Below are 26625 nucleotides of genomic sequence, written 5' to 3'. Positions count from 1 at the left end.
TTCAGCCCGTGCCGGCCGCCTCGGTCTCGCAGCGCTCGCGCATGCTCCGCAGATGGGACACGTGGTACTCGGCACGCTGGCCGCTCAAGGTGGTGAGTGCCGCCTCGATCAGAGGCCGGGCGCTCTCGGTGTCCGACGCGTCCAGCCACGTCTCGGCAAGGTCGGTCAGGGTCCGGGCGGTGTTGTACGTGTCGCCGTTCGCCCGGAAGTGGCTCAGTGCCGTGCCCAGCCGCTCCCGGGACTCGTCGAGCCTGCCCAGGCCGCGCAGGGCCCGGCCCCGGTGGCGTTCCAGCAGGGCGCGTGCGCGGGGGACGTCGGCGGCCCCTTCGTCCTCGGCCCGCATCGTGATCAGGACGGCGTCCGCCTCCTCGAAGCACTCGTGGGCCTCCTGGAAACGCCACTGCCGCAACCGCAACAGCCCGAGGAATTCCGTCGCCGACGCATGACCGCGCTTGTGGCCCGCCGACTCCTCGGCCCGCGCGGCGGCCAGTGCCTCCGTCTCGGCCTCGTCCCAGAGGCGCAGCTCGGTGAGGGTGTGGGCCAGTTGGGCGTGCAGTGCTCCCGCTTCGGCGGTTCCCGGCAGCCGGGCATCGGCGAGGCGTACGCCGATGCGCAGGGCGGGGAGCAGCATCTCGTGGTGGCCGGCCTTGAGTTGCAACGGCCAGAGGGACCGGCACAGCCGTACGGCGGAGGCCGGGTCGCCCGACTCCTCGGCGCAGTACACCGCTTGGACCAGGTTGCCGGATTCGGCGATCAGTGCGTCGAGTGCCTCGCCCCGGCTCTCGAAGACCGGGGCGGAGACCGGGCCGTGCCCGGCCGTGGAGGGTGCGGGGACCCGCCAGCTCTCCGGCAGTGACTGATGCGCCATGGATGTCGACAGATCGACGTACCAGCGCAGGGCTCGGGCGATCGCCGCCGAACAGGCTGCGATGCCGTCCTCCTGCACGGCGACGGCCTCGGCGTGTCCGCGTACGGCGGGGCGGTAGTGGTAGCGGGACTCGCCGGCGGCAGTGGTGTTGCGCTCCAGCAGGAGGCCGTCGGCCAGTTCGTCCAGCCGTCGTGCCGCTTCCTCGGGCGTCGTGCCGGTCACCTGGGCGGCAAGGCCCGCTTCCACGGCCGGCCATTCCCGCAGTGCCGTCAGGCGGTACAGCCTCGCCGTCCCGGGTTCGAGCAGGCGGTAGGTGTCCTCCGCGGCTCCCCGTACGGGATCGGCGGCTGCCGACGTGCCTGGGACGGGTGCGGTGAGGCGGGGTGCTGCCGCGCGCAGGGCGTACGGGGATCCGCCGCACCGCGCGAGGACGGACGGCAGTGTGGCGCGGGCCGCCGTGAGCGCGGGCTTGTCCAGGAGCTGGGTCAGCAGCCGTACCGCGTCCTTGTCCGTCAGCGGGCCGACGGGCACGCGTACCGCGTCGAGGCCGGGGAACGGATTGCGGGCCACCACGATCGTGAACACGGCGGGCGCGGAGGTGAGGAGCGGCAGGATCTGGGCGGCCGAGTGCGCGTGGTCCAGGACGATCAGCAGCTTCCGGTCCGCCACGCAGCGGCGGAAGAACTCGCCGAGCCGGTCGCCCGAGGTGGGCATGTCCTCGTCGCGGACGCCGAGTTGGCGCAGCAGGCTGCGCAGTACCGTCCCCGTCTCGCGGGCGGTGCGGGTCCCGCCGGCCAGGTCGGCGTAGAGCTGCCCGTCGGGGAACATGGCCGCCTGGCGTACTCCCCAGTGCACGGCCAGCGTGCTGGTGCCCATGCCTTCGGCCCCGTGCACCAGGGCCAGCCTCGGGGTGCCGTCCGCGCGGCGGGACGCCTCACGGTCGAGGCTCTTCAGCGCCTCCTTGCGGTCGGTGAAGAACCTTATCGAGGCGGGGAGGGCCGGTTGCCCGGTGCCGGGGGCGAAGTCCGCACCGGTTCCTGGCGCACCGCTGGTGACGCGGCTCGCGAAAGCGGTCCAGGCGGAGGCCAGTCGGGGGTCCCGGTGCAGCCGCTCGGACATCATGCGGGCCACGGCGTCCAGTTCGGCCGGTGCGGTGGGCGCGGGGACCTCGCGGCCCGCGATGCGGCGGACGAATCCGCCCGTCGACTCCCACGCCCACTTCCCGGCCTCGTTGGCCATTCCCGAGCCGACCGCGCCCAGCACTGCCGTAACGGCCGTCAGCGAAATGGGATCAAGCATGTCGCACACTCCCCGTTCCCGGTGTTCCGCGCGATGCGCCCTCCCCGGCACCGCCGCTGCCACCGTGCAGATGCAATCTACCGAGTTGGGCGGTGCCCCGTACGCACACCGCGCCCCGCCGCGGGGTTGGCTATCCTGACGAGCGTTCCAGCTGATCACGGTGGGCCGTGCGGATGAGGCGGGCCGTGCGGACCAAGGGGTCGTGCGGGCCCGCCGGCGCGGGCTGCGCGCCCGTCGAGGGGGGAGAGACACGTGCAGGGTGCGGCCGCGAGCCGGGGTTCGGTCAGGAAATCCGAACAGGCCTGGCAGCAGGCGATGCTGTTGATGCAGCGCGGGGACACCTCGGGCGCGTCCGCGCAGTTCGCGCTCTCCGCGTCGCACGATCCCGCTGCCGCCGACGCGTGGCTGGGACTGCACGCGACCGGGCAGCGTCAGCCGGAGGCGCTGGACGGGATGGCGCGCAACTCCGCCGCTTTCGGCGCGCTGCGTACGAAGTTCGGGCTGCCGTTGCGGTCCACCTTCCAGATCGGCCACTACGTCACGTTCAGGCTGGAGAACGCGCGCGATCTGTGGCTGGCGGCCACGTCGTCGCTGTTGGACAACGGGCGTATTGAGGAGGCCTGGTCGGGGCTGTCCACCGCTCAGCTCGACTGTGACGAGACGCGGTTCGTCTGTGCGCGGTACGCGTTCGTCAAGGAGGACTGGGCCCTGGTGCTGAGGTTCGCCACCGGGATCGGTGACGCGTTCCTGCACGACGAGGCGCAGTTGTACGTGGGTGCCTCGCTCTTCGCCCAGGGTGTGTACCACGAGGCGCTGAACGTACTCGCGCCTCTTCCCCGGAAGCTGGAGACGGGGAGCCGGTTCGACGCCGAGTGCAAGTACTTCATGGGGCGGTCGCTGGAGGAGCTGGGGCGGCACGAGGAGGCGTTGAAGCGGTATCAGTACGCCTTCCGTTGCTCCCCGGGGCTCTTCGACGTGGACACCCGTGCCAAGGCGCGCCCGAAGGCGCCGTCCGTCCCGGTCGCCTCGGTCGTTCCCGAGCCCGTTCCCAGCACTCCGGCACCCCCTGTCGCGCCGCCGGCCGGGGTCAAGCCCTCCCACTCCGGCACCACAGGCGCGGGGACGGACACCGACGGGCTGTCCGCCGAGGAGCGGGCCCGGTTGCTCACCGCGGCCCAGGAGTCGCTGGACGCCATGATCGGGCTCCAGCCGGTGAAGCGCCAAGTGCTCACCCTCATCGCTCAGTTGAGGATGTCCGCACTACGCGAGGAACAGGGCCTCCCCGGTGGCGCGCGGCCCCGCCACTTCGTCTTCGCGGGGCCGCCCGGCACCGGGAAGACGACCGTGGCCCGGATCATCGGCAAGGTCTTCGCCGGGCTGGGACTGCTCGGTTCGGGTCATGTGGTCGAGGCCCAGCGCGTTGACCTCGTCGGGCAGCACCTCGGGTCGACGGCCCTCAAGACCAGCGCGGTCATCGACTCGGCGCTGAACGGGGTGCTTTTCATCGACGAGGCGTACGCCCTGTCCAACAGCGGGTACAGCGGTGGCGACGCGTTCGGCGACGAGGCGTTGCAGGTCCTCCTGAAGCGGGCCGAGGACGACCGGGACCGGCTCGTCGTCGTACTCGCCGGATACCGCGCCGAGATGGCCGAGCTCCTCGCGAGCAACCCCGGTCTGGTCTCCCGTTTCAACACCCGCGTCGACTTCCCCTCGTACTCCGCCGGTGAACTCGTCCTCATCGCCCGGTCCGTGCTGGCCTCCCAGGGCGACGAGCCCGATGCCGGGGCCGTCGATGTCCTCGGTTCGCTCTGCTCGGCGATCGTGGACGGCGGTATGGCCGACACCGTGGGCAACGCCCGGTTCGCGCGAGAGCTCTGCCAGAAGGCCTCCGCGCAACGAGACCTGCGGCTGTACGCGACTCACGCCGACAGCACACCGAGCCGGGAGGAGATGGTCACCGTACTCGCCCGGGACGTGGTCGCCGCGCACGATGAGCTCATGGAGTCCCACGGTCTCGCGGGTGAGGCGGAAGGAGCGGGCACGGGTGGCAACGGCGGGTAGCGGGCACGGGTGACAGCGCCGGGTAGCGGGTTGCCGGTGGCAGCGCCCGCTCTGCCGGCACCTGTCCCGCCTTCTACCGTCACGGCGCCTTGAGCCTCGACCGTCAAGGCGCCCTGAGTCGCTCCACCGTCACGGTGCCTTGAGTCTCTCCAGCATCACGGCGCCTTGAAGTACTCCGGGAAGCGAGGGCCCAGCCACGGCTTGCGTCCCCACGCGAGAACCCGCCCCCTGGCCATCGCGCCCGCAGGGGCGATACGGCCGAGTGCCATCAGCAGGAAGGTGACCGGCTCGATCGAGATCGTGCAGTCCGGGCGGCCCGGCGGCAGGTGGCCCACCGCGACCTCGCCCTCGGCGAACGTCACGCCGAAACGGCCACCGCCCCACAGCCGCACCGCGTAGCGGGCGTTGAGACCTGCGGTGGCCGCGGGGTCCGTCACCCGGGGCATGGCCAGGACGAGGAAGGGCAGCGTCAGCCGGGCGCGGTCCCGGTCGACCATGTGCGGGCTCTTCAGGGCACGCGCCAGGTCGTAGCCGTGGCCCAGCATGTGCGTCAGGAGGTACGAGCCGAGGACCGCGCGGTTCATCGGTCCCATAGGTGTCATCAGTTCCTCGTCCGCCGGGTGCACGTTCGTGGAATGCCCGTCCGTCGGGTGCTCGTCGATCGCGTCGAGGAACGCCGTCGTCTGCGCCACGATCATCGCCGCCAGCGGCTCCCCCGCGCGCTCCCCGAACGCGGCGAGGGCCCGCTCGTTGGCCGCGGCCAGGCCCCCCGGAGTCCCGTCCCCGTAGCTGTGCGACTTCCCGGCGGCGACCTCGGCCATCAGCTGGTTGGCCTGCGCGAGATGCGCCGCCGCCTCCCCCACGGTCCACTCGGACCTGGGTACCGGCAGACCGGTGTCGGGGGCGTCGCGCAGCAGCGCCGCGATCTCCGCGGCCGTCGCCCGCAGCGCGTCGGCCAGCCCCTCGGGCAGCCTGCCCCGCACGTCCTGCCCCGCCACTGACTCCACCCTGCTACCGCCCTCGTGAACGCCGCGCCCCATGCGTACAGCTCCTGCCCGTGTCCATGCCCGTGCCCATGCGTACGGGCCGACCGCGCGCACCTGTTACCTGCGGGTACACAAGAGCAGTCCACGCGTGCGGAAGGCAAGGGGTGGGGGCCTACCGTTCGAACCCCTCTACGATCGAGCGCGTGTGCGCAAACGTGATCGTCGCTGAAGACGACGAGAAGCAGGCCGAACTCCTTCGCCGGTACCTCGAACGGGAGGGCCACTCCGTCACGCTCGTCGGCGACGGACTCGCGGCCCTCGACCAGGTCAGGCACCGGGAGCCGGACCTGCTGGTTCTCGATGTGATGATGCCCAGGGCCGACGGTCTGGACGTCATCCGCGTCCTGCGCGCCGAGTGCCGGGAGCTGCCGGTGCTGATGCTGACGGCCCGCACCACCGAGGACGATCTTCTGCTCGGGCTCGATCTCGGCGCGGACGACTACGTGACCAAGCCGTACAGCCCGCGTGAGCTGATGGCGCGGGTCCGTACGCTGCTGCGCCGCAGCCGGCGGGCCACCGGAGCCGAACCGGCCGACACCACACTGCTGACGGTCGGTGCGCTCGTCGTCGATCCCACCCGGCACGTGGTGTCGGTCGGCGGCGAGGCCGTCGAGTGCACACCCGGCGAGTTCAGGATCCTGGCCGCGCTCGCCGCTGAGCCCGACCGGGTCTTCTCCCGGCAGCAACTGCTCGCCGAACTCCACGGCTTCGACCGGTACATCAGCGACCGGACGGTCGATGTGCACGTGATGAACCTGCGCAAGAAGATAGAACCCGCTCCCAGACGGCCCGTCCGGCTGCTCACCGTCTTCGGCGTCGGATACAAGCTGACGGACCCGGCGAAGGCGGCCGCACGTGCGTCGTCGTAGCGCGGGCCGCGGGCCGGAGCACTCCCAGGGCTCCGAGCGGCGGGCACGTCTGCCGTTGCGCAAGAGCCTCTTCGCACGGCTGCTGGCCGTATCGGCCCTCGTGGCGGCCTGTTCGGTGGCGGCCACAGCCTGGCTGGCCGTGCAGACGACGTCCGGGGCGATCCGGCAGGAGCAGGGGCAGAACCTCGCCGCCGACGCCGGGATCTACCGCAGCCTGCTCGGTTACGCGGCGGCTCATTCCACCTGGGACGGCGTCGGCAAGACGGTACGTGACCTGGCCAAGCAGTCCGGCCGCAGGATCGCGCTGACGACGGAGCGCCGCTCGCCGCTCGCCGACTCGGCCGAGCCCGCGTCAGCGGCCTTGCCGGCCCAGGCCTCGGCGGTCGTCGACCCGCTGTCGGTGGACACCGCGCTGGCCGCGGAGAACGCCGGCACCTCCGGCGCCCCTGCCGACCGGGTCGATCCGCGTGCGGTCGGGCCGTTCCGTCTGCCGGCCTCGGAGCGCACGCAACTGCAACGGGGCGCCCAGCGGCAGGTGGCCTGTCTCAGCTCGCAGGGGATCGCCTCCGACGTGGTCCGCAGCGAAAGCGGGCGTCCCCGGATCCAGGTGGTGGGCAACGACCCCGACCGGCTGCAGGGCTCCCGCTGCGCCACCGAGGCCCTGGACGCTCCGACGAAGACCGAGAAAAAGGCCCTCGATGCCCTGAACCAACTGGCCGACGCCTGTCTGAAGCGCCAGGGTCGCAGCGGCGTGCAGCTGAAGCTCGACCTGTCCTGGGGGCAGTCGTCGGAGCCGACGCCTGCGGAGAAGACACCCGACATGGCTCCGAGACCGGTGCCCACCACCGTGCCCGCTCCCGGATCCAGTGTGCGGCCCCAGTCCTCGGCGACTCTCGCGCCCACGGAGGCGGTCGGCAACGGCGAGGACGACCGGGCCATCGCCTCGTGCGTCGGCACGGCCCGCCGTGAACAGCTCAGTTCGTACGTCGCCTCGCCCGCCCTGCTGTTCATCAGCGACACCGGCGGAGCCACGGTGCCCGGCTTCGATCTGTCCCCGGCCAACACGGCCAGGATCGCGGGCACAGCCGCTCTCGTCCTGGCACTCACCGTCGGCGCCTCGGTGCTCGTGGGAGCACGACTCGTACGCCCGCTGCGCGCGCTGACCGGCGCCGCGCAGCGGATGCGGGACGGCGAGGACAGCGTGCCGGTGCTGGTCACCGCGGACACCGAGATCGGCCGGCTCGCCGCCACCTTCAACGACATGTCCGCCCACCGCGCCCGACTGGAGGCGCAGCGCAAGGCGATGGTCAGCGATGTCGCCCATGAGCTCCGCACGCCGCTGAGCAACATCCGCGGCTGGCTGGAGGCGGCGCAGGACGGAGTGGCCGATCCGGACCCGGCGTTCATCGCCTCGCTGCACGAGGAGGCGGTGCAGTTGCAGCACATCATCGACGACCTCCAGGACCTCGCCCAGGCCGATGCGGGCGCGCTGCGGGTGCACCCCGAACCGGTTCGGATCGAGGAGCTGCTGACCCAGGTCGCCGCCGCGCACCAGGCCCGGGCGGAGACGGCCGGGGTCGCACTGACAGTGCTGCCCGCACCGCCGGACCGTCCGGTGCCGGGGCTGATGGCCGATCCGGTCCGGCTGCGCCAGGCCATCGGCAACCTGGTGTCGAACGCGGTCCGTCACACCCCGGCGGGTGGGACGGTCACCTTGCTTCCGTCGGGTTCCGGTGCGCCACACCCGGCTACCGGTTCCGGTTCTGACTCCGGGCCGGGCGAGGCGGTGCTGGTGGACGTCGCCGACTCAGGCAGCGGCATTCCGCCCGAAGACCTCGACCATGTCTTCGACCGTTTCTGGCGTGGTGAGAAGTCCCGGAGCCGCCGCACGGGAGGCAGCGGTCTCGGCCTGGCGATCGTCCGCAAGCTCACGGAGGCGCACGGGGGGACGGTCTCGGCGGTGAGCGTGCCGGGCGAGGGATCGGTGTTCACGCTCCGGATCCCGGCCGACCGCGAGGGATTGCCCGCGCCATCGGGACAGGACGACGGCTGCTCGTCCGCGGCCGGCTCGGAAGGGGCCCTCTCCCCCGCGGCCGCGCCCGGTCCCGCGTCGGAAGCCGCGTCCGAAATCCCGACCGGCTCCGGATCCGCGCAGCCCTGATGCGATGACCACAGCGTTCTGACAGCTTCTTCATAACTTCGGGACAACCTGTCGGCACGCCTCGGGCCTCGGTGCGAATCCGCACCGAGGCGCCGTCGAGGCCGACCTGGAACGGAGCCAAATCCATGTCCCTGCGCTCGTCCGTGCGTACTGCCGTACTCGCCGCCTTCGTGGCCGGTGCGGTATGCGTCCCCGCAACCTCGGCTTTCGCCGACTCCTCCACCGCCCCGTCGCCGGTGCCGACGAAGCAGAGCGCCGAACCCTCCTCGGTGCCCTCCGAGGTGCCCACCGCCGCAGCGTCCAAGAAGGCGCGAGACCGCGCGGCCGCCGTCCGCGGCGCGACGCCGCGCGGCGGAGTCGCCGCCGGCGAGCGTCCGGCAGGCACAACGGGTGACAACACCGCAGCCGTCACCGGTTCCGCCGTGGCGGCCCTGCTGGTCGCGGGCGCCGGAACGGTCGTCCTGCGCCGCCGCTCCGCCGGCCGCCGCAACGGCTGACCGGCCCCCAGCCGAAAAGCCGGCAGTGGCGCCGTCCCTCACCGGGGCGGCGCCACTGCCGTCTGCTGAACCCACCCCTTTCTGGAGTCCGCCCTCATGCCCCGCACACCCAAGCCGCAACTCCGCCTGCGTACCGCGCTTCCGGTGTACGCCTGCCTCGCGCTGACCACGCTGACCGCGCTGACCGGCTGTTCCGAATCCTCCTCGTCGAAGCCCGCGTCCGCGGCAGCCGCCCGGGGCACGGAATCGGCCGCCACGGCCGGAACTCCCGCACCCGGTCCGGGAACGCCGTCCCCCTCCGACTCCACGCAGTCCGCCTCACCGCCCGCCCGTGTCTCGATCCCCTCCCTCGGAATCAACAGCACGGTCATGCGTCTCGGTCTCAACCCCGACCGCACGGTCGAGGTACCGCCCGCAGACAAGGGCATGACTGTCGGCTGGTACACCGGGGGTTCCGTACCAGGCCGGCCGGGCGCGGCCGTACTGATCGGCCACAACGACACCCGTTTCGGCCGGGCCGTCTTCCACGATCTCAAGAAGATCGCCAAGGGGGCTGACATCAGCGTCCGCGACGCGAAGGGCACCGAGATCCACTTCAAGGTCACCGGCCGCGAGACCGCGAGCAAGAAGGCCTTCCCGACCGCGCGCGTATACGGGCACACCGATGCCAGGGCGCTGCGGCTGATCACCTGTGACGGGTCGTTCGACGCCCAGGGGCACCCCGTGGACAACCTGATCGTGTACGCCGAGAGGAAGTGACAGGCGCGCCGGGGAGTGCGGCTCACCTGATGGACGGCCGCGGGCAGGGCTCCCGGCACCTACCGTCTACCCATGGGTAACTCGCCCTGCTTTCATGGGGCAGGACGCGATCGCCGTCAACCGCAGCAGCAGAATCGGGAGCCCCCTGTGCCCTACTCCGCGCTCCGCCGCACCTCCGGCGTGACCCTGTCCGCCGTGCTGGCCGCCGTCACGCTGACCGTCGGCGCCCCGCAGGCCTCCGCGGCCGACGCCCCGCGGCTGCGGGTGCTCACGTACAACACGTTCCTGATGAGCACGAACCTCTACCCCAACTGGGGCCAGGCGCACCGGGCGGCGGAGATCGCGAAGGCGGACTTCTTCCGGGGCAACGACGTCGTCGTGCTGGAGGAGGCTTTCGACAACTCCGCCTCGGACGCCCTGACGCGCGACGCCTCCGCCCAATACCCGTTCCACACACCGGTGGTCGGCCGGAGCAGGAGCGGCTGGGACGCCACCAGCGGGTCCTACTCGGCCGCGACACCGGAGGACGGTGGCGTCACCGTTCTGAGCAAGTGGCCGGTCGTCCGGCAGGAGCAGCACATCTACGAGGACGCCTGCGGCAGCGACTGGTGGTCCAACAAGGGCTTCGCATACGTGGAGTTGAACGTGAACGGTGCCCGGGTCCATGTCGTCGGCACGCATACGCAGTCGACGGACCCGGGGTGCGGCGCGGGTGAGGCGGCAGAGATCCGCGGTCGACAGTTCCGGCAGATCGACGCGTTCCTCGACGCCAAGAAGATCCCGGCGTCCGAGGAGGTCGTCGTGGCCGGTGACCTCAACGTCGACTCCCGCTCCGCCGAGTACGCGTCCATGCTGACGGACGCCGGGCTGGCCGGTGCGGACACCCGCACCGGGCACCCCTACTCGTTCGACACGCAGGACAACTCGATCGCCGCCGAACGCTACCCCGACGACCCACGCGAGGACCTCGACTACGTCCTCCACCGCACCGGCCACGCGAAGCCCGCCGGGTGGACGAACGAGGTGGTCAAGGAGGAGAGCGCGCCCTGGACCGTCTCCAGCTGGGGCACGGCGTACACGTACACGAATCTCTCGGACCACTATCCGCTGATCGCCTCGGGGCGGTAGCAGCCGGCGCCGCGGGCCCCGGGCGGAACCCGCCGTGCCCGGCTCGCAGTCCGTGCCCCGCCGGGCCACCATGGAGGAGGGCCGGCCGGACGCTGGGAGGCACCCGTGGGCAACAGCCGGACGATCGATGTACTGATAGCGGGCGCCGGTCCTGTCGGACTGAGCGCGGCCGCCGAGCTCCGCCGCCACGGCGTGCGGTGCCGGCTCGTCGACCGGCTGCCGGCCCGTCTGCCGTATGCGAAGGCGGTCGGGATCCAGCCGCGCACCCTGGAGATCTGGGACCGGATGGGCCTGGTTCGCGACGTGCTGGAAGCCGCCGTCCCGATGAGCGGACAGCTGGTCTACGTCAACGGGCTCGAACGCGCGCGGATCGAACTCCGGCTGCCGCCCGAAGTGCCCTACGGATTCGCCGCGCTGCCCCAGTACGAGACCGAGCGCCTGCTGGAGCAGTACGTGGCGGGTCTGGGTACGGAGATCGAGCGCGGCACCGAACTGCTGTCGTTCACCCAGGACGCGGACGGCGTCATCGCCCGGCTGACCACCGCGTCCGGTGCCTCCGAGGAGGTCCGCGCCCGGTATCTGATCGGCTGCGACGGCGCGCACAGCGTCGTCCGCAAGGGTCTCGGACTGGACTTCGGGGGCGGCTCCTTTCCCGAGGAGTACATGCTGGCCGACGTCGAGGCCGACTGGGACCTGCCGGCCGGGTACGCGGTGCGCTCCAGCCATCTCGCCGACGACGGTTCGACCGACGACCTGCTGGTCTGCATCCCGCTGCCCGGCACGGGCCGCTACCGCATGTCGATGCTGGTCCCGCCCGAGCTCTCCGCCGGCACAGCGGACGGGGCGGGCGGCGGCGACGAAGTGGCACACGGGCTGGAGGGCGGCCGGACGCCCGCGCTGTCCCACATCCAGGCGGTCGTCGACCGCCTGGCCCCCGCTCCGGCCACGCTGTCCCGCATGCGCTGGTCCTCCGTCTTCCGCATCAGCCACCGGATCGTCGACCGGTACGCCGACGGCCGGGTCTTCGTCGCGGGCGACGCCGCCCACATCCACCCGCCCACCGGCGCCCAGGGCATGAACACCGGCATCCAGGACGCCTGCAACCTGGCCTGGAAACTCGCCCTCGTCGTCCGTGGCGAAGCCGGGCCCGCCCTGCTCGCGGGATACGACACCGAGCGCCGCCCGATCGGTGAGGAGGTCGTCGGCCGCACCGTCCGGCACGCCGCCCACGGCATCGACGCCGACCCCGACGACCCGCGCACCGTGATGCTCCGCGAGGCCCAGCTCCTCGTCGGCTACCGCGACAGCCCCCTCGTCGGTCCCGCGTACGGCCCGGACGACGCGCCCCGGCCCGGTGACCGGGCACCCGACTGCGGAGGCCTGACCACGGCCGTCGCCGGCTACTCGCTGCGCCTGCTGGACATCCTGCGCGGCCGCGCCGGGCATGTGCTCATCCGTTACACGGACGATGCCGGGGACGTGGCCGGGGACGCGGGGACGGCGACGGCGGCCGGTACGGAGGTCGTGACCGTGCTGGCCTCCGGAGCCGCACCGGCCTCCCCCGGGTACCTGGACGACGCCGGTGAGTTCGCCCGGCTCTACCGCCCGGAGGGTCCGACCGGCTTCCTCGTCCGCCCCGACGGACAGCTCGGCGCCCGCTTCCCGCTCCCGGACGCCGCGGCGGCAGTCGCGGACTACTTCTCGAACCTGTCGGCGACACGAAGAACTCCCAGCTCGGAGGAGACCGAACCGGGAGTTGGATGAAACGGATGAAGCGTTCCTAAGTGTCCGAGGGGGGACTTGAACCCCCACGCCCGATAAAGGGCACTAGCACCTCAAGCTAGCGCGTCTGCCATTCCGCCACCCGGACTGGGTGATCAGCCGCGGTCTCCCGCGGCGACAAAGAAAACAATACCAGGGGTTCGGGGTCACTCTCACCTGCATATCCGGTGGTCAGTGCGCTGGTCAGCGCCGTGCGCGGTCATCGGGGCGGCGTCCCGGACCGCGCGCCCCGGCACATGGGCACGGTCCGTCGCCGGACCCGTACGCAGGGTGTGTCCGGAGGGTCGGCCGCAGGGTCCGTCGGGGCAAGCACGGGGCGGGTTACGTTCACCGGCATGAGTGATCGCGGATATCGGCAACCCCGCGCGCTGTCACCGTTGCGTGAGCATCTGCGCGAGACCTTCTGGTTCGCCCCGACCCTGACGCTGGTGTGCGCCTTCGTGCTCTGGTTCATCGCCTCGGCGATCGACGAGGCGATCGTCTCCTTCCTCCAGGACGAGCGGGCGTACGCCGCGATCAAGGACCTGATCTCCTTCACCGAGGACACGAAGCAGATCGTCGTCACGATCAGCTCGGCGATGATGACCTTCATCGGTGTGGTCTTCAGCATCTCGCTGGTCGCCGTGCAGATGGCGAGCGGGCAGCTCACGCCCCGGGTGGTGCGGATCTTCGTGCGGAGCCGGATCAGCAAGCTCACGCTGTCGGTGTTCCTGGCGACGTTCGTGTTCTCGCTGCTGGTCCTGAGCTCCTACGAGAGCGAGACGAATCCGCGCCGCGTCACATCCGTGCCGTTCCTGCAGAATCTGCTGACGGCCGTGTTCGTCGGGGTGAGTCTGCTGCTCTTCATCGCCTATGTGAGCTCCACGCTCCGCCTCATGCAGGTCGGACCCGTCCTCGACCACATCACCCGGGACTCCTTCCGCGTGCTCGGGCGGATGCCGCGCGGCCGGCCGCAGGAGGGGCCGCTCGCGGCGGAGACCGCGCGGCTCGTGCACGAGGGGCGGGCCGGGGTGCTGCGGGACGTGAACGTGGCACGGCTGATGCGGGCCGCGCGGCGCCAGGGCGTCGTTCTGCGGCTCATTCCCAGGCTCGGGGACTTCGTCGTGCCGGGGACGCCGGTGTTGGCGGTGCACGGCGGGGCGCCGCCGCCCCGGCACGCGCTGCGGTACACGGTGTCCGTCGGTGTCGAGCGCACGCTGCACCAGGACCTGGCGTTCGGGCTGCGTCAGCTCTCGGACATCGCGCTGCGGGCCCTCTCCACGGCCGTGAACGACCCGACGACCGCCGTGCAGTGCCTGGACCGGATCGTGCAGTTCCTCGCGGCGGTGGTGGACCTCCCGCTCGGCGCGGTCCACCACCGGGACCGCAGGGGGGACGTGCGGCTGGTGCAGGACGTGCCGGGCTGGGCGGACCTGGTGGATCTCGGGTTCGAGGAGGTCCGCAGATGTGCGGCGGACACCCCGCAGGTCACCCGTCGGCTCCTCGCCGGAATCGACGATCTCGTACTGCTGGCGCCGCCCGAGAGGCAGAAGCCACTGGCCAGACACCGTGCGCTCCTCGTTCAGGCGGTGGAGCGCACGGTGCCGGACGCGGCCGAGCGGGAGTTCGCACTGCTTCCCGACCGGCAGGGAATCGGCTGAGCGGGCCGCCTCCGGGGCGGGGCCCGCCGATGGTGCTACTTACGGAGCGCCGACAGCCCCTCGTAGCTGATCCGGGCCTGCTTCAGGGACTGCGCGAGGTCCGTATCGCTCGGTGCGGTGTCCTGCTCGATCATCGGGTTGCGGTAGCCCGACTCCCCGACACGGCGGAAGAACGTCCGGTAGTCGATGACCCCGGTGCCGAAGGGGACCATCTCGTAGCCGTCGCCGTTGGTGGTGCTGACCACGCCGTCCTTGGCGTGGAACAGCGGGTAGCGCTTGTTGTGGCGGCGGACCAGCCCCGCGGGGTCGAAGGTGTTCTCCACCTGCGATCCGTCGTGCGCGGTGTAGGTGTGGAACTTGTACTGCGCGACGTGCGCCCAGAAGATGTCCATCTCCAGCCAGACGGTCTTCGGGTCGGTGACCTTGAGGAAGTACTCCAGCTTGCGGACGCCCGAACTGCGGGTGGGGCGGCCCTGGTCGTCCAGCGGGCCGCCGTCGAGCAGGAAGCCGTAGGCGGCGTCGTGGTTGTGGGTGTACAGCTTGATGCCGGCGCGATGGGCGATCTGTCCGAGTGCGTTCCACTTGTCGGCGGCCACGTCCCAGTCGGCACGGTAGGCGCTGCCGGTGGGGTCGCCGCCGGTGCCCATGTGGTCCATGCCGAGGATGTTCGTTATCTCCAGGTGCCGTTTGAACTCGTCCAGGTCGCTCTGGCTCAGGGGCCAGGACGACGGGATGAAGCCGTGGTTGCCTTGGGCGCGCAGCCCGTAGTCGTCCAGCCACGAGCGCAGCAGCTTCGCGCCCTCCACCGTTTCGAGGTTGCTTCCGCCGGGTGCGTTGGCGTGCTGCCCGTACCCGGCGAACTCGACCTGCTTGTAGCCGTAGCGCGCCAGCTCCTTGAAGACGGCGCGGAAGCCGGAGGGAAGGTCGGTACTGAGAGGATCCCGGGCCGTGGCGTCGCGCACGGTGTAGAGGATGATTCCCCTCTTCGCCGCCGGGACCAGGGCCTGGCCGTGGCCGTGGCCGTGGCCGTGGTGATGGCCGTGGCCGTGGCCCTGGTGGGATGCGGGCTGGGCGAAGGCCGGCGATGCGCCGACGACGGGCGCGGCGATCGCCGTCGCCGCAGCCGCGGTGCAGCTGCTGAGGAAGCGGCGGCGGCTGACGCCGAGGCTGCGGCGCAGGGCGCCGTCCGTTGCTGATTCGTCGTTGTACTCGGTCACGGTCTCTCTCTTTCTCGAAGATGCTCGCAACGCTGTGTACGGACCGGTCTCATGCGAGGCCGGCGAGCGTGAGGAGCAGCGGCTTCACTTCGGTGGCGCGGACGGGGCCGGTGAACGCGTGGGGGGTGGAGCAGAGGATGAGCGGGCCTTCTTCGTCGCTCAGGGGGAGGCGGCCGTGGCTGCCCCGGATGGGTGACGGGTCCAGGGGGACGACCGCCATGCGGTAGCGCATGCCGAGCTTCTTGCGGGCGACGGCCGTGGCCGCCTTGACCCTGACGTACGGGTCCTGGGGGTCCAGGAAGAGCTCGACGGGGTCGTAGCCGGGCTTGCGGTGGATCTCGACGAGCTGTGCGAAGTCGGGCGCGCGGTCGTCGTCGAGCCAGTAGTAGTACGTGAACCAGGCGTCCGGGTCCGCGACGGCCACCAGCTCGCCGGAGCGCGGATGGTCGAGTCCGTGGGCCTTCTTGCCCTCGTCGTCGAGGAGTTGCTCGATGCCCGGGAGGTCCGCCAGGGCCTCACGGGTCGCCTCGAGGTCCTCGGGACGGCGTACGTAGACGTGCGCGATCTGGTGGTCGGCGACGGCGAAGGCCCGGGAGGCCATCGGGTCCAGGTACTCCATGCCGTCCTGGGTGTGGACCTCCAGGAGGCCGGCCCGGCGCAGGGCGCGGTTGATGTCGACGGGCCGATCGACGCGGGTGATGCCGTACTCGGAGAGGGCGACGACGGTACGGCCCTCGCGGCGGGCGTCGTCCAGGAGCGGGGCGACGGCCCGGTCGAGGTCGGCCGCGGCCTTGAAGGCCCGCGGGTCGTCGGGACCGTAGCGCTGGAGGTCGTAGTCGAGGTGCGGCAGGTAGCAGAGGGCTAGGTCGGGGTGGCGGGTGTCGAGGATGTGCCGGGTCGCGTCGATGATCCACTGCGAGGAGACGAGGTCGGCGCCGGGCCCCCAGAAGTGGAAGAGGGGGAAGGTGCCCAGCTTGTCGGTGAGTTCGTCGTGGAGGGCGGGCGGGCGGGTGTAGCAGTCGGGTTCCTTGCGGCCGTCGGCGTAGTAGACGGGTCGTGGGGTGACGGTCCAGTCGGTGTCGGCGCCCATCGCGTACCACCAGCAGATGTTGGCGACGGTGTAGCCGGGGTGGGCGCGGCGGGCGGCGTCCCAGAGTCTGTCGCCCTCGACGAGCCCGTTGTGCTGTCGCCACAGGAGGACGTCGCCCAGTTCGCGGAAGTACCAGCCGTTGGCGACGATGCCGTGTTCGGCGGGGGTCGTGCCGGTGAGGAAGGTGGACTGGGCGGCGCAGGTCACGGCGGGGAGCACCGTGCCGAGCGGCGCGTGGGTGCCGGACTGCCCGAGGGCCTTGAGGTGCGGCATGTGGTCGAGGAGGCGTGGGGTGAGCCCCACGACGTCGAGGACCAGGAGCGGGGTGGGTGAACCCGTCGCCCCGGCGGTCGTCCCGGCGGTGGTCATGGCAGCTCCTTGAGGCCGAGGTCGACCAGGAGGTCGCGGGCGAGGGTGAGTTCGGCGGCGATGCCGTCGGCGAGCTGGGCGCGGGTCCGGGGGCGCAGCTCGGCCGGGAGCGCCTGCCAGGTGTACGTCTCGACCTCCAGGTGCCGGGTGAGCGGCCGCGTCCCGCCGACCAGACGGGTCAGTGCGGACCGGAGTACGGGAAGGGTGGAGGTGAGCGGGGGTGCGGGTGGTGCGTGCAGCGGTACGTGGAAGTGGGCGCGCCACGGGGCACTGTCGGGCAGGGTGTCGCCGGTGACCGCCTCGTCGAGGTCGTCGGTTCCGCGCAGCCCCGCGGCGGTGGAGACGCGGGTCTGGTGGAGGAAGCGGGGTTCGGCGAAGGCCGCGAGGGCGGTGCGTACCTCGGGGAGGTGGGGGTGCTCGGCGTGCAGGGCGGCGGAGAGCTGGGCCTTGACGGCCTGGATGCCTGCGGCGGTGAGTGCGTCCAGTGCGGTGTCCGGGTCCTCGAAGGAGGTGGCGAGGTGGCAGGTGTCGATGCAGATGCCGATGCGTTCGTGGCCGACGGCGGTGAGGGGGGCGATGGCGTCGGCGGTGGTCTCGACGGTGCAGCCCGGCTCGGGTTCGAGACCGATCCGGATGGACTTGCCGGTGAGCTCGGCCAGTGCGTCGAGGCGTTCGCCGAGGGTGGTGAGCGCGGCGAGCGCGGTGCGGGCCGCCTCGGGGTCGCCGGTGTACGGGGTGCGCCAGGCGAGGGGCAGGGTGGAGATGGTGCCGTCGGTGACGTCGTCGGGGAGCAGGGTGGCGAGGAGCCGGGCGAGGTCGGTGGTGTGGGCGAGCCGTTCGGGGTCCGTCCAGTCCGGCTTGTACACCCGGTACTTGACCTCTTCGGCGCCGAACCCTTCGTACGGGAAGCCGTTGAGTGTGACGACTTCGAGCCCCCGGCCGTCGAGTTCGGACCGCAGGGAGCGAAGCTGCGAAGGGTCGTTGACGAGGGTGCGGGCGGCGTCCCGGGCGAGCCAGAGGCCGATGCCGAGGCGGTCGCGGCCGAGCCGTCTGCGTACCGGTTCGCAGTGGTCGCGCAGCTGGGCGCGGACGCCTTCGAGGTCTTCGGCCGGGTGGACGTTGGTGCAGTACGCGAGGTGGACGACGGTGCCGTCGGGGTGGCGGAAGCGCATGGCCTCACTCCCCGCCGCGGAGGATGGAGTTGCCCTCGTGGAGCGGTTCGGGGGTGGCGGTGTCCAGGTGGAGGCGGCCGCTGCTGCCGTAGAAGGCGACGGGGTTGCGCCAGAGCACCTGGTCGACGTCGTCCTCGGTGAAACCGGCCGCGAGCATGGCGTCGGCGACGCCGCGGGTCTTCAGCGGGTCGCTCTTGCCCCAGTCGGCGGCGGAGTTGACGAGGATCTTCTCGGTGCCGTGCAGTTTGAGGACGGCGACCATGCGGTCCTCGTCCATCTTGGTGTCGGGGTAGATGGAGAAGCCGGCCCAGCAGCCGCTGTCGAGGGCCTCCTTGACCGTCGTCTCGTTGAGGTGGTCGAGCACGACCAGTTCCGGTGCGAGGTGGGATTCGCGGACGACGTCGATGGTGCGGCGCAGCCCGGCGAGCTTGTCGCGGTGCGGGGTGTGGACGAGTGCGGGCAGCCCGTGGTCGGCGGCGAGCTGGAGCTGTGCGGCCAGCGCGGCGTCCTCGGCCGGGGTCATCGAGTCGTAGCCGATCTCGCCGACGGCGACGACGGAGTCCTTGACGAGATAGCGCGGCAGGGCGTCCAGGACGGGGGTGCAGCGGGGGTCGTTCGCCTCCTTGGGGTTGAGGGCGAGGGTGCAGTGGTGCGCGATGCCGTACTGGGCGGCGCGGAAGGGTTCCCAGCCGAGCAGGGCGTCGAAGTAGTCGAAGAAGCTGGCGGGCGAGGTGCGGGGCTGGCCGAGCCAGAAGGAGGGTTCGACGAGCGCCCGGACCCCGGAGTCGTACATCGCCCGGTAGTCGTCCGTGGTGCGGGAGGTCATGTGGATGTGGGGGTCGAAGATGCGCATCAGGACTCCTCCGATGGGGCCGTGGGGGCGGCTGGGCCGGGGGCACCCGGGCCGGGGGTCGTAAGGGCGAGTACGCGGTGCAGGTCGTCTGGGACTGGGCGGCCCGCCGCGGTGCGCTCGGCAGCGAAGTCGCCCAGCATCCGGGCGAGTTCCGCGTCGCCGCGGGCGCGCCGGGCCAGCTGGTCGACGGCGGCGACGGGCACTTCGGTGAAGAGGCACTTGAGGACGGCGTGGCGCCAGCCGTGCGGATCGAGGTGGTCACCGGCGTACGGGCCGACGGCGGCGGCGATCAGCGTGGTGTCGTTGGCGCGCAGTGCGTCCTCGACGAGGGGCAGGGCGGTGGCTCCGAGGTCCAGTGCGGGCAGCGTGAGCAGGACGGCGCGCCGTTCGGCGGCGGTGCCCTGCTCGTAGATCCGGGTCAGCGCGGCCGTCCCGGCATCGGCCGCGACGAGCAGCAGGGCGCGTACGGAGTCGGCGTGTTCGAGTCCGCAGTGCCGGCCGGCGGCGGCGTACCGGAGCTCCCACGGGGGCACGGCGTAGGAGTTGCCCGAGGGTTCGGCGTCCGGGTGGGCCACTGCGTGGGCGGCCTCGGCGAGTGCTTCGTCGAGCCAGGCGCGTGCGGCTCCGCCGAGCTGGGCGTCGAGCTCCTTGCGGGTCAGGAGTGGGGTGTCCGGCGAGGTCATCGGCATGGCGTTGCTCCCTTCGGCGGTCGGTGGCCGGGCGGCCTAACGGCTCGACGGTCCGTGCTTGCGGAGGAACTCGATGGAGGTGCGGGCCAGTTCGGGTCCGGCGTGGGAGTGGCGGGGCAGCTCGACGACGGTCAGCCCCGCGTACCCGCTGTCGCCGAGGGCGTCGAGTGCGGCGAGCACGGGCGGGAAGTCGATCTCGCCGTCGCCGAAGGGGAGGTGCTCGTGCACGCCTCGGCGCATGTCCTCTATCTGGACGTGGCGCAGCCAGGGTGCGGCGTCGCGTACGCAGTCGACGGGCAGGGCCGGTTCCAGGCACTGGCAGTGGCCGATGTCGAGGGTGAGTCCGAGCGGTTCCGGGTCACCGCACAGGATGCGGAGGTGGTGGAAGTCGGCCAGGTTGGCGAGGAGGTGTCCGGGCTCGGGCTCGATCGCGAGCGGCACACCCGCGTGCTCCGCCGCCTCCAGCACCGGGGTCAGGGCCTCGGTGAGCCGCTGCCAGGCGGTGTCGGGTGCGGTGTCCGGTGGCGTGATGCCGCTGAAGCAGTGCACGGCGTGTGCGCCGAGTCCGGCGGCGACGTCCACGGCCCGGACGAGCAGCGCGGTACGGGCCGCGCGGGCCTCCGGGTCCGGGTCGAGCAGGGAGGGGCCGTGCTTGCGGCGCGGGTCCAGGACGTAGCGGGCCCCGGTCTCCACGGTGACGCCGAGCCCCAGCTCCTGGAGCCTGGCGGCGACCTCGGAGGTGCGGGCCGCGAGGCCGGGGGCCATCGGGTCGAGGTGCATGTGGTCGAGGGTCAGCCCGACCCCGTCGTAGCCGAGGTCGGCGAGGAGGGCGAGGGCGTCGCCGAGGCGGAGGTCGGTGAGCCCGTTGGTGCCGTAGCCGAGGCGGATCGTCATGTGGGGCTCACCTTCCGGGCGAGACTGCGGGCGAGCGGGACGAGTCCCATGACGGCGAGCGCCGTTCCGGAGGCTCCGGCGCGGGCGGCGAGCGCCGCCTGGAGCGGGATCATCGCCCGGATCCCGCTGCCGACCGCCCGCTGGGTGAGCGGAGGCGACGGGTTGAGCGCGGCGTGTGCGAGGGGCCGGGCGGCGGTTCGGAGGTAGGCGCCGGTGACCGCGGTGAGGAGCAGCCGGGCAGGGGCGCTGCCTGCGGGCCGGCGTCCGGGCGTGGTGGCCGAGCCCGTTCGCCTGGCGCGCGGGGGCCGGCCGCTCTCGTCCTGCCACCCTCGCACCGTGACGCCGCCGAGGGCAACGACCGCCGCGAGGGCGGCCAGCGGCACGGCGGTGGAGCCGCCCTGTGCCTCGTGGCGCGAGACCGCGGTGACCGCGTAGGTGTGTGCCGTCAGCAGGGCGGCGGCGGGCAGGGCCGCGCGGGCGGCGGCACCGGAGTGCCCGGCCGCCGCCCTCCGGGTCGGTTCCGCGGCCACCCCGGCAGCGGCACCGTTCGCCGGCGCGGTCCCGGTCGCAGTCGCAGCCCTCGTCGCGGTCGCGCCCAGGAGCACGTCCAGGCCCCGGGCCGCCGCCATGGCCGCCGGGCCCGCCGGGGTGTGTTTCAGGCGGAGGTCGTACGCCCAGACCGTTGCCGCGAGGCCGGTGGCGACCGTCAGGGCCGGGCGGCCGGCGCGGGCGGCGAGGGCCAGCCCCGCCGCGGTGAGCGCCCCGGCCGCGGTGAGCGCCGCGCGGGGGGTGATCCGGCCCGAGGGGATCGGGCGGTGCGGGCGGTCGATGGCGTCCTCGTCGCGGTCGGCCCAGTCGTTGAGGGCCATGCCCGCCTCGTACAGACAGAGTGAGGCGCCCGCGGCGAGGGCGGTGGAGCGGTTGGGCCGGTGTCCGGCGGCGGCGGCGCCCGCGAGGGCGTCGCCCGGCACGGTGAACAGTGCGGAGACCCTGAGCAGTTCCGCCCAGGCGCCTGCCGTCACTTCTCGCCCCGCAGCCGCTCCGCGAAGGCGAGCAGTTCCACGTACTGCTCGGACAGTGCGGCAGGTCCGCCGTCGGGGTCCTTGAAGTAGAAGGCGAGTTCGGGGCGCGGGCCGGTCAGGCCGACCTCCTGGGCGCGGGCCAGCAGCCGTGCCAGGTCCAGGACCAGGGGCGCGGCGAGTGCCGAGTCGCAGCCCTGCCAGGTCGTCTGGAGCACCATGCGTGTGCCGAGGAAGCCGTCGAACGCGATGTGGTCCCAGGCCGTCTTCCAGTCGCCGAGCGCCGGTACGTCGTCGATGTGGACCTCGCCCTCGGGGGCGGAGCCGAGCGTGTCGGCCAGGACGCGTTCCTTGCCTGCGTTCTTCGCGGCGGCCGCGGCCGGGTCGGCCAGTGCCGCCCCGTCCCCGCCGCCGAGGAGATTGGTGCCGGACCAGGCGCGTACGGGCAGGGCGCGCTGCACGAACATCGGGGCGAGCACGGAGCGCAGGAGCGTCTGGCCCGTCTTGCCGTCGCGGCCCGCGTGCGGAAGACCGCCGTCCGCGACGGCGTCCCGCAGGGCGGGGGTGCGCAGCCCGGTGGAGGGGGTGAAGTTGACGTACGGACAGCCGGCCCGGAGCGCCGCGGCCGCGTAGAGGGAGCTCGCGGGCAGCCGCTCGGCGCCTTCGGCGGGCGCAGGCTCGGTGGACGCGACGTTGACGACGACGGTCCTGGCCAGTTCGTTGCGGCGGCCGAAGTCGGTGAGGTCGGCGGCGAACGCGGTGATGAGTTCCTCGTCCGTGCGGGTGTCTCCGGGGAGCGGTCCGCCGGGGCGGATCTCCGTGTCGGCCGTGGCGAGTTCGGCGCGTACGGCTGAGGGGAGGCCGTGCGGCAGCACTCCCCCGGCTGCGAGTGCCTCGGCCCGTTTGGGCAGCGGGCAGTCCAGGGTGTCGTGTCCGCCGAAGACGAGCGAGGCCACCGGTGGCAGGCCGCTGTCGGCGAAGGGTGCGGTCTCGGTGACCATGCCGGCGGCCGGGTGGAGGCCTGCCGCGACCGCTGCGCACCCCGCCGTGGCGGTGGTGGCGACGGAGCCGCGTGCTCCGATGAACCAGACTCCGGTACGAACGGCGGGTGCTGACACGGGCTGCCTCCCTGACTGGGGGTCCTGGCTGGGGCAGAGCTGGTGGCGCTGTACGTGAGGGGAGGGGCCTCGGGCGGCGGGCGGGCCGGGTACTGCTGCCCGCCCGCCGTCCGGGCGGTGTCCTTATGAGGAGGGCAGTTCCTTCAGCTGGATGTTGCGGAAGGAAACGTGGTCGTCGGCGCTGTGGTTCTGGAGGCCGATGTAGCCGTCCTTGAGACTGCGGGCCGGGTCGGTGTTGGTGAAGTCGTTGATCTTCGCTCCGTTGAGGAAGATCTGGAGTCGTTCACCCTTGACCTTGATCTCGTAGCTGTTCCACTGCCCCGGCGGCCTGAGTACCCGGTCGCGGGCCTTCACGTCGGCGGCCTTGAAGGTGTAGACGGAGCCGGTGGTGCGGTCCACGGCGTCGGAGGCGTCGATCTGGACCTCGTAGCCGTTGTCCACGGCGGACCAGGGGTCGTCGGACTCGGGGAAGCCCACGAAGACACCGGAGTTGTCGTCGCCCGCCATCTTCCAGTCGAGCTTCAGCGAGTACGACTTCAGCTCCTTGGCCTGGTAGGTGAGCAGGCCCATGCCGCCCTCGGAGCGCAGCTCGCCGTCGACGACGTCGAACTTTCCGGGTCCGGCCTGCTTCCAGCCCTCCAACGTCTCGCCGTTGAAGATCGACCGGTAGCCGGTGTCCGGCTTGCAGTCGGCCTTCACCTGGCCGGCCGCGTAGCGCAGGCCGCCGGAGAGCACCTTGCGGAAGTCCGCGTCGGCGTACGACTCCTTGGTGTGGCCGAGGCCGGTGTAGAAGGAGCGGCCGCCCTGGTAGGTCTGGCACCAGGTGATCGGGTGGTCGCCCTTCATGTTGCCGCCGGTGTACGTCGTCTCGTCGAGGGTGGCGAGGACCTTGACCTTGTCACGCGGGTTGGTGCGGTAGTTGTACAGCTCGTCGGTGCGGTCCCAGGTGCCGCTCAGGTGTGCGGTCGCCGGGTTCTTGTGGTCCTCGACCCGGACGGTGACGGGCTGGATGGCCGGGTGGCTGTCGAAGTACGCGCCCACCAGCCCGCCGTAGAACGGCCAGTCGTACTCGGTGTCCGCGGCGGCGTGCACGCCGACGTAGCCGCCGCCGGTGGTCACGAAGTTCTCGAACGCCTTCTGCTGGTCGGCGTTGAGGACGTCACCCGTGGTCGACATGAAGACCACGGCGTCGTAGCGGGCCAGGTTGGAGGTGGTGAACTGACCGGCCTCCTCGGTCGCGTCGACCGTGATGTTGCTGTCCTTGCCGAGCTCCTTCAGCGCGGCGATGCCCTCGGGGATCGCGTCGTGGCGGAACCCGGCGGTCTTGGAGAAGACCAGGACGCGCTTGGCGGTCTTGTCGGGCGGGGTGTTGGAGAGCTCGAAGTCGTCGATGTCGTAGAGCGCGCCATCGCCGCCCTTGAAGACGAGGAAGAGCTCGGTGGACTTCTTCGGGACGCCGCGCAGTGGTACGTCGATGTCCTGGAAGGTCTCCCAGCCGCCGGTCACCGGGACCGGTGCGGAGCCGAGGATCTTTCCGTCGGCCGAGCCCGAGCGGACTTCGAGGAAGCCGCCCGCGCCGCCGGAGGAGATCCGCGCGGTGAGCTTGGTGGAGTCACCGAGGAGGTAGGGCTTGAAGGAGATCCAGTCGCCGTTCTCGATCTCGCCGACCGTCTTGCCGCCGTGCGCCTCCGTCTTGTTCTGCGGCACGACGCCGGAGGAGTCGCTGTAGTGCTCGGCCTGCCGGTGACGCGGTTGCAGTTCGGCCTGGTCGTGACCGGACAGGGCCGCCTGGCCGCCGCCTCCGCCGTCCGTGTACGAGGCGTCGATGACTCCGAAGATGTTGGCGTTCGGGTCGTGCCCGCCGTCCATCTCGGTCTTGATGGTGCCTTCGCAGCCGTGCGCCGAGGTGATCGGGTGGCCGTGGGCGTCGTGGCCGAGGATGAAGCGGACCTCGATCTTGGAGCAGTCGATGGTGCCGTCCTCGGGATCGGTGACGGTCACCTTGAACGGGACCTCGTCGCCGAAGTCGAACAGCTGCCCGTCACCGGGCAGTTCCAGGTTCACGACGGGAGCGGTGTTGCCGACCGTCACATGGACGTTGGCTGTTCCGGTGCGCCCGGTGGGGTCCGTGGCGGTGACGGTCGCGGTGTAGGTGCCGTTCTTCTTGTACGTGTACGTGGGGTTGGCCTCGGCCGAAGTGCCGCCGTCACCGAAGTCCCAGCTGTAGGTGAGCGCGTCCCCGTCACCGTCGGTGGTGCCGTCCGAGGAGAAGGCGACCTTGAGCGGTGCGGTGCCGGAGGTCTTGTTCGCAGCCGCCTCCGCGATCGGTGAGCGTCCGCCGGTGGCGTTCTCGATGCGGTACAGGGCGGAGTTCTCGTCGCCGCCGAAGTAGCCCGTGCCGTAGTCCAGGACGTAGAGGGCACCGTCGGGGCCGAAGGTCATGTCCATGATCTGGGTGCCGGACCACGGCATGTCGTTGATGGACTGCACCTTGCCGTCGGCGTCCTGCTCGATGCGCTTGATCCACTGCCGGCCGAACTCGCCGGCGAAGAAGTCGCCGTCGTAGGACTCGGGGAACTTCACGGGCGAGTCGAGGTCGGCGTCGTAGTGGTAGACGGGTCCGCCCATCGGGGACTCGGATCCGGTGCCGAACTCGGGCACCGACCCGTTGTCGTACGGGATCCAGGCGGGCTGGGCCGGGGGCAGGTCCACCAGTCCGGTGTTGTACCGGGAGTTGTTCTTCGGCGCGGCGCAGTCGAAGGCCTCACCGGAGGTGCCTGTCGCGAAGTCGTACTGGATGAAGGGGTCGTTGTCACCCGTGCAGTACGGCCAGCCGAAGTTGCCGGCCTCGGTGACCCGGGCGAACTCGACCTGTCCGGCCGGTCCGCGCTTCGGGTCGGCGGCGCCCGCGTCGGGCCCGTAGTCGCCGACGTACACGATGCCGGTCGTCTTGTCGACGGTGAAGCGGAAGGGGTTGCGGAAGCCCATCGCGTAGATCTCGGGGCGGGTCTTGTCCGTGCCCGGCGCGAAGAGGTTTCCGTCGGGCACGGTGTACGTGCCGTCGTCGGCGACCTTGATGCGGAGGATCTTCCCGCGCAGGTCGTTGGTGTTCCCGGCGGACCGGCGGGCGTCGAACGCGGGGTTGCGGTCCGGCCGGTCGTCGATCGGGGTGTAGCCGTCGGAGGCGAACGGGTTGGAGTCGTCGCCGGTCGACAGGTACAGGTTGCCCTGCGCGTCGAAGTCGATGTCGCCGCCGACGTGGCAGCAGATGCCGCGCGAGGTCGGGATGTCGAGGACCTTCTTCTCGCTGGCAGTGTCGAGCGTGCCGTCCTCCTTGAGGACGAAGCGCGAGAGCCGGTTGACTCCGTCGAACTTCGCGAAGTCGGCGGCGGTGCCGTTCTCGGGGGCGTCGGTGGACGGGGTGTCCAGCGGGGGCGCGTAGTAGAGGTAGATCGCCCGGTTCTCGCTGAAGTCCGGGTCCACCCCGACGCCCTGGAGCCCTTCCTCGTCGTGCGAGTAGACGGGCAGGACGCCGGCGAGCGTGGTGTCGCCGCCGCTGTCGGTGAGCCAGAGCTCGCCGCCGCGGGCGGTGTGCAGGACGCTGCGGTCCGGGAGCACAGCCAGCGTCATGGGCTCGCCGGTCTCGGCCACCCCCTTGGCGAGGGTCACCTGCTGGAAGTCCTCGTCGGCGGCAGCGGTGCCGGAGTCCGCGGGGGCGGTGTGGGCGGCGGCCGTGCCGGGCGTGGCACCCAGGGTGAGGGTGGCGGCGGCCAGCAGGGCACCGGTGAGCAGGGCGAGGGATTTGCGGACGCGGAGCCGGGTTCTGGTCCTGGTTCGGGTTCTGTGCACGAGTGTCCTCCGGAGAGTGCCGGTTGTACGGGCGGGTGCTGCCGTGCCGCGCGGGGACTGCCGCGCAGGTCAGTCGGGGCCTGTGGGGCACCGGTGACGGGGGTTATGTCATGTACACGTTCTGGACGGTAGACCTGTTCGTCCTGGACGGAAAGCCCTTGCGCAGGGGTGATGTCGAACTTTTTCCTTGGCCAGGACAAAGGGGGGTTCGGGCAGGGGGTACCGGCCCGGCGGCAGGTGTGATC

General features: G+C 71.7%; 19 protein-coding genes and 1 tRNA gene. 8 read left to right on the top strand and 12 right to left on the bottom strand.

The features are described from left to right. Position 1: 1 nt before the first annotated feature. Complete coding sequence (locus ACFVJX_RS25565; protein ID WP_384124459.1) at positions 2-2167, bottom strand: tetratricopeptide repeat protein; 2166 nt, start codon at positions 2165-2167, stop codon at positions 2-4. Positions 2168-2419: 252 nt separating this feature from the next. Between ACFVJX_RS25565 and ACFVJX_RS25560 the strand changes: the two genes are divergently transcribed. After that, positions 2420-4228, top strand: coding sequence for an AAA family ATPase (locus tag ACFVJX_RS25560; protein WP_384124461.1), 1809 nt, complete (start codon positions 2420-2422; stop codon positions 4226-4228). A 155-nt stretch (positions 4229-4383) separates the two neighbouring features. Here the strand turns inward: ACFVJX_RS25560 and ACFVJX_RS25555 are convergent, their stop codons facing one another. Further along, entirely contained in the window at positions 4384-5268 is an 885-nt protein-coding gene (locus ACFVJX_RS25555; RefSeq protein ID WP_384124463.1) for a maleylpyruvate isomerase family mycothiol-dependent enzyme, read from the bottom strand. A 149-nt stretch (positions 5269-5417) separates the two neighbouring features. Here ACFVJX_RS25555 and ACFVJX_RS25550 point away from each other — a divergent pair, with 149 nt between their 5' ends. From ACFVJX_RS25550 to ACFVJX_RS25525, 6 genes are all read left to right on the top strand, one after another. Continuing rightward, the gene (locus ACFVJX_RS25550; RefSeq protein WP_384124465.1) at positions 5418-6143 is read left to right on the top strand and encodes a response regulator transcription factor; all 726 of its coding nucleotides are present in this window, start codon (positions 5418-5420) and stop codon (positions 6141-6143) included. Beyond that, positions 6130-8304 carry a sensor histidine kinase gene (locus tag ACFVJX_RS25545; RefSeq protein WP_384124467.1) on the top strand — a complete coding sequence of 725 codons (2175 nt, stop codon included), beginning with the start codon at positions 6130-6132 and terminating at the stop codon, positions 8302-8304. The genes ACFVJX_RS25550 and ACFVJX_RS25545 overlap by 14 nt, the downstream gene beginning before the upstream one ends. Positions 8305-8429: 125 nt before the next feature. After that, a complete protein-coding gene (locus ACFVJX_RS25540) occupies positions 8430-8801 on the top strand; it encodes a sortase-dependent protein (protein ID WP_384124469.1) in 372 nt (123 codons plus the stop codon). Positions 8802-8897: 96 nt separating this feature from the next. Further along, entirely contained in the window at positions 8898-9560 is a 663-nt protein-coding gene (locus ACFVJX_RS25535) for a class F sortase (RefSeq protein WP_384124470.1), read from the top strand. A 147-nt stretch (positions 9561-9707) separates the two neighbouring features. Continuing rightward, on the top strand, positions 9708-10688 hold the full coding sequence (sph, locus tag ACFVJX_RS25530) for a sphingomyelin phosphodiesterase (protein ID WP_384124472.1): 981 nt from the start codon (positions 9708-9710) through the stop codon (positions 10686-10688). A gap of 105 nt (positions 10689-10793) precedes the next feature. Beyond that, a complete protein-coding gene (locus tag ACFVJX_RS25525; RefSeq protein ID WP_384124473.1) occupies positions 10794-12452 on the top strand; it encodes an FAD-dependent monooxygenase in 1659 nt (552 codons plus the stop codon). A gap of 21 nt (positions 12453-12473) precedes the next feature. On the opposite strand, the gene ACFVJX_RS25520 is transcribed toward ACFVJX_RS25525, so the two are convergent. Then, positions 12474-12558 (bottom strand) — tRNA-Leu (locus tag ACFVJX_RS25520). 247 nt (positions 12559-12805) lie between these two features. Here ACFVJX_RS25520 and ACFVJX_RS25515 point away from each other — a divergent pair. Beyond that, positions 12806-14110 carry a DUF2254 domain-containing protein gene (locus ACFVJX_RS25515; RefSeq protein ID WP_384124475.1) on the top strand — a complete coding sequence of 435 codons (1305 nt, stop codon included), beginning with the start codon at positions 12806-12808 and terminating at the stop codon, positions 14108-14110. 35 nt (positions 14111-14145) lie between these two features. On the opposite strand, the gene ACFVJX_RS25510 is transcribed toward ACFVJX_RS25515, so the two are convergent. The 9 genes from ACFVJX_RS25510 to ACFVJX_RS25470 all read right to left on the bottom strand — a co-directional run bounded on the left by ACFVJX_RS25510 (position 14146) and on the right by ACFVJX_RS25470 (position 26380). Further along, complete coding sequence (locus tag ACFVJX_RS25510; protein WP_384124477.1) at positions 14146-15327, bottom strand: sugar phosphate isomerase/epimerase family protein; 1182 nt, start codon at positions 15325-15327, stop codon at positions 14146-14148. A 49-nt stretch (positions 15328-15376) separates the two neighbouring features. Further along, positions 15377-16786 carry an alkaline phosphatase family protein gene (locus ACFVJX_RS25505; RefSeq protein WP_384124479.1) on the bottom strand — a complete coding sequence of 470 codons (1410 nt, stop codon included), beginning with the start codon at positions 16784-16786 and terminating at the stop codon, positions 15377-15379. After that, a complete protein-coding gene (gene eboE / locus ACFVJX_RS25500) occupies positions 16783-17958 on the bottom strand; it encodes a metabolite traffic protein EboE (protein ID WP_384124480.1) in 1176 nt (391 codons plus the stop codon). Before eboE ends, ACFVJX_RS25505 begins: the two co-directional genes overlap by 4 nt. Before the next feature lie 4 nt (positions 17959-17962). Then, the gene (locus ACFVJX_RS25495; RefSeq protein WP_384124482.1) at positions 17963-18811 is read right to left on the bottom strand and encodes a TatD family hydrolase; all 849 of its coding nucleotides are present in this window, start codon (positions 18809-18811) and stop codon (positions 17963-17965) included. After that, positions 18811-19500, bottom strand: coding sequence for an EboA domain-containing protein (locus tag ACFVJX_RS25490; protein WP_384124484.1), 690 nt, complete (start codon positions 19498-19500; stop codon positions 18811-18813). Before ACFVJX_RS25490 ends, ACFVJX_RS25495 begins: the two co-directional genes overlap by 1 nt. Positions 19501-19536: 36 nt before the next feature. Continuing rightward, on the bottom strand, positions 19537-20394 hold the full coding sequence (locus ACFVJX_RS25485) for a sugar phosphate isomerase/epimerase family protein (protein ID WP_384124486.1): 858 nt from the start codon (positions 20392-20394) through the stop codon (positions 19537-19539). Continuing rightward, positions 20391-21416, bottom strand: a complete 1026-nt coding sequence (locus ACFVJX_RS25480; RefSeq protein WP_384124488.1) for an SCO3242 family prenyltransferase — start codon at positions 21414-21416, stop codon at positions 20391-20393. Before ACFVJX_RS25480 ends, ACFVJX_RS25485 begins: the two co-directional genes overlap by 4 nt. Continuing rightward, entirely contained in the window at positions 21413-22531 is a 1119-nt protein-coding gene (locus ACFVJX_RS25475; protein WP_384124490.1) for an inositol-3-phosphate synthase, read from the bottom strand. The genes ACFVJX_RS25480 and ACFVJX_RS25475 overlap by 4 nt, the downstream gene beginning before the upstream one ends. A 123-nt stretch (positions 22532-22654) precedes the next feature. Beyond that, entirely contained in the window at positions 22655-26380 is a 3726-nt protein-coding gene (locus ACFVJX_RS25470) for a ThuA domain-containing protein (protein ID WP_384124492.1), read from the bottom strand. Between the last annotated feature and the right edge of the window lie 245 nt (positions 26381-26625).

The sequence above is a fragment of the Streptomyces sp. NPDC127177 genome (genome assembly GCF_042672475.1).
Classification (GTDB): domain Bacteria; phylum Actinomycetota; class Actinomycetes; order Streptomycetales; family Streptomycetaceae; genus Streptomyces.
This window is presented reverse-complemented; position numbering and strand designations above follow the sequence as displayed.

Coding starts and splice junctions, on each gene's coding strand:
- ACFVJX_RS25505 (WP_384124479.1), bottom strand. CDS start 16,786: ATGACCACCGCCGGGACGACCGCCGGGGCGACGGGTTCACCCACCCCG.
- ACFVJX_RS25495 (WP_384124482.1), bottom strand. CDS start 18,811: ATGCGCATCTTCGACCCCCACATCCACATGACCTCCCGCACCACGGAC.
- ACFVJX_RS25485 (WP_384124486.1), bottom strand. CDS start 20,394: ATGACGATCCGCCTCGGCTACGGCACCAACGGGCTCACCGACCTCCGC.
- ACFVJX_RS25515 (WP_384124475.1), top strand. CDS start 12,806: ATGAGTGATCGCGGATATCGGCAACCCCGCGCGCTGTCACCGTTGCGT.
- ACFVJX_RS25490 (WP_384124484.1), bottom strand. CDS start 19,500: ATGCCGATGACCTCGCCGGACACCCCACTCCTGACCCGCAAGGAGCTC.
- ACFVJX_RS25535 (WP_384124470.1), top strand. CDS start 8,898: ATGCCCCGCACACCCAAGCCGCAACTCCGCCTGCGTACCGCGCTTCCG.
- eboE (WP_384124480.1), bottom strand. CDS start 17,958: ATGCGCTTCCGCCACCCCGACGGCACCGTCGTCCACCTCGCGTACTGC.
- ACFVJX_RS25565 (WP_384124459.1), bottom strand. CDS start 2,167: ATGCTTGATCCCATTTCGCTGACGGCCGTTACGGCAGTGCTGGGCGCG.
- ACFVJX_RS25540 (WP_384124469.1), top strand. CDS start 8,430: ATGTCCCTGCGCTCGTCCGTGCGTACTGCCGTACTCGCCGCCTTCGTG.
- ACFVJX_RS25555 (WP_384124463.1), bottom strand. CDS start 5,268: ATGGGGCGCGGCGTTCACGAGGGCGGTAGCAGGGTGGAGTCAGTGGCG.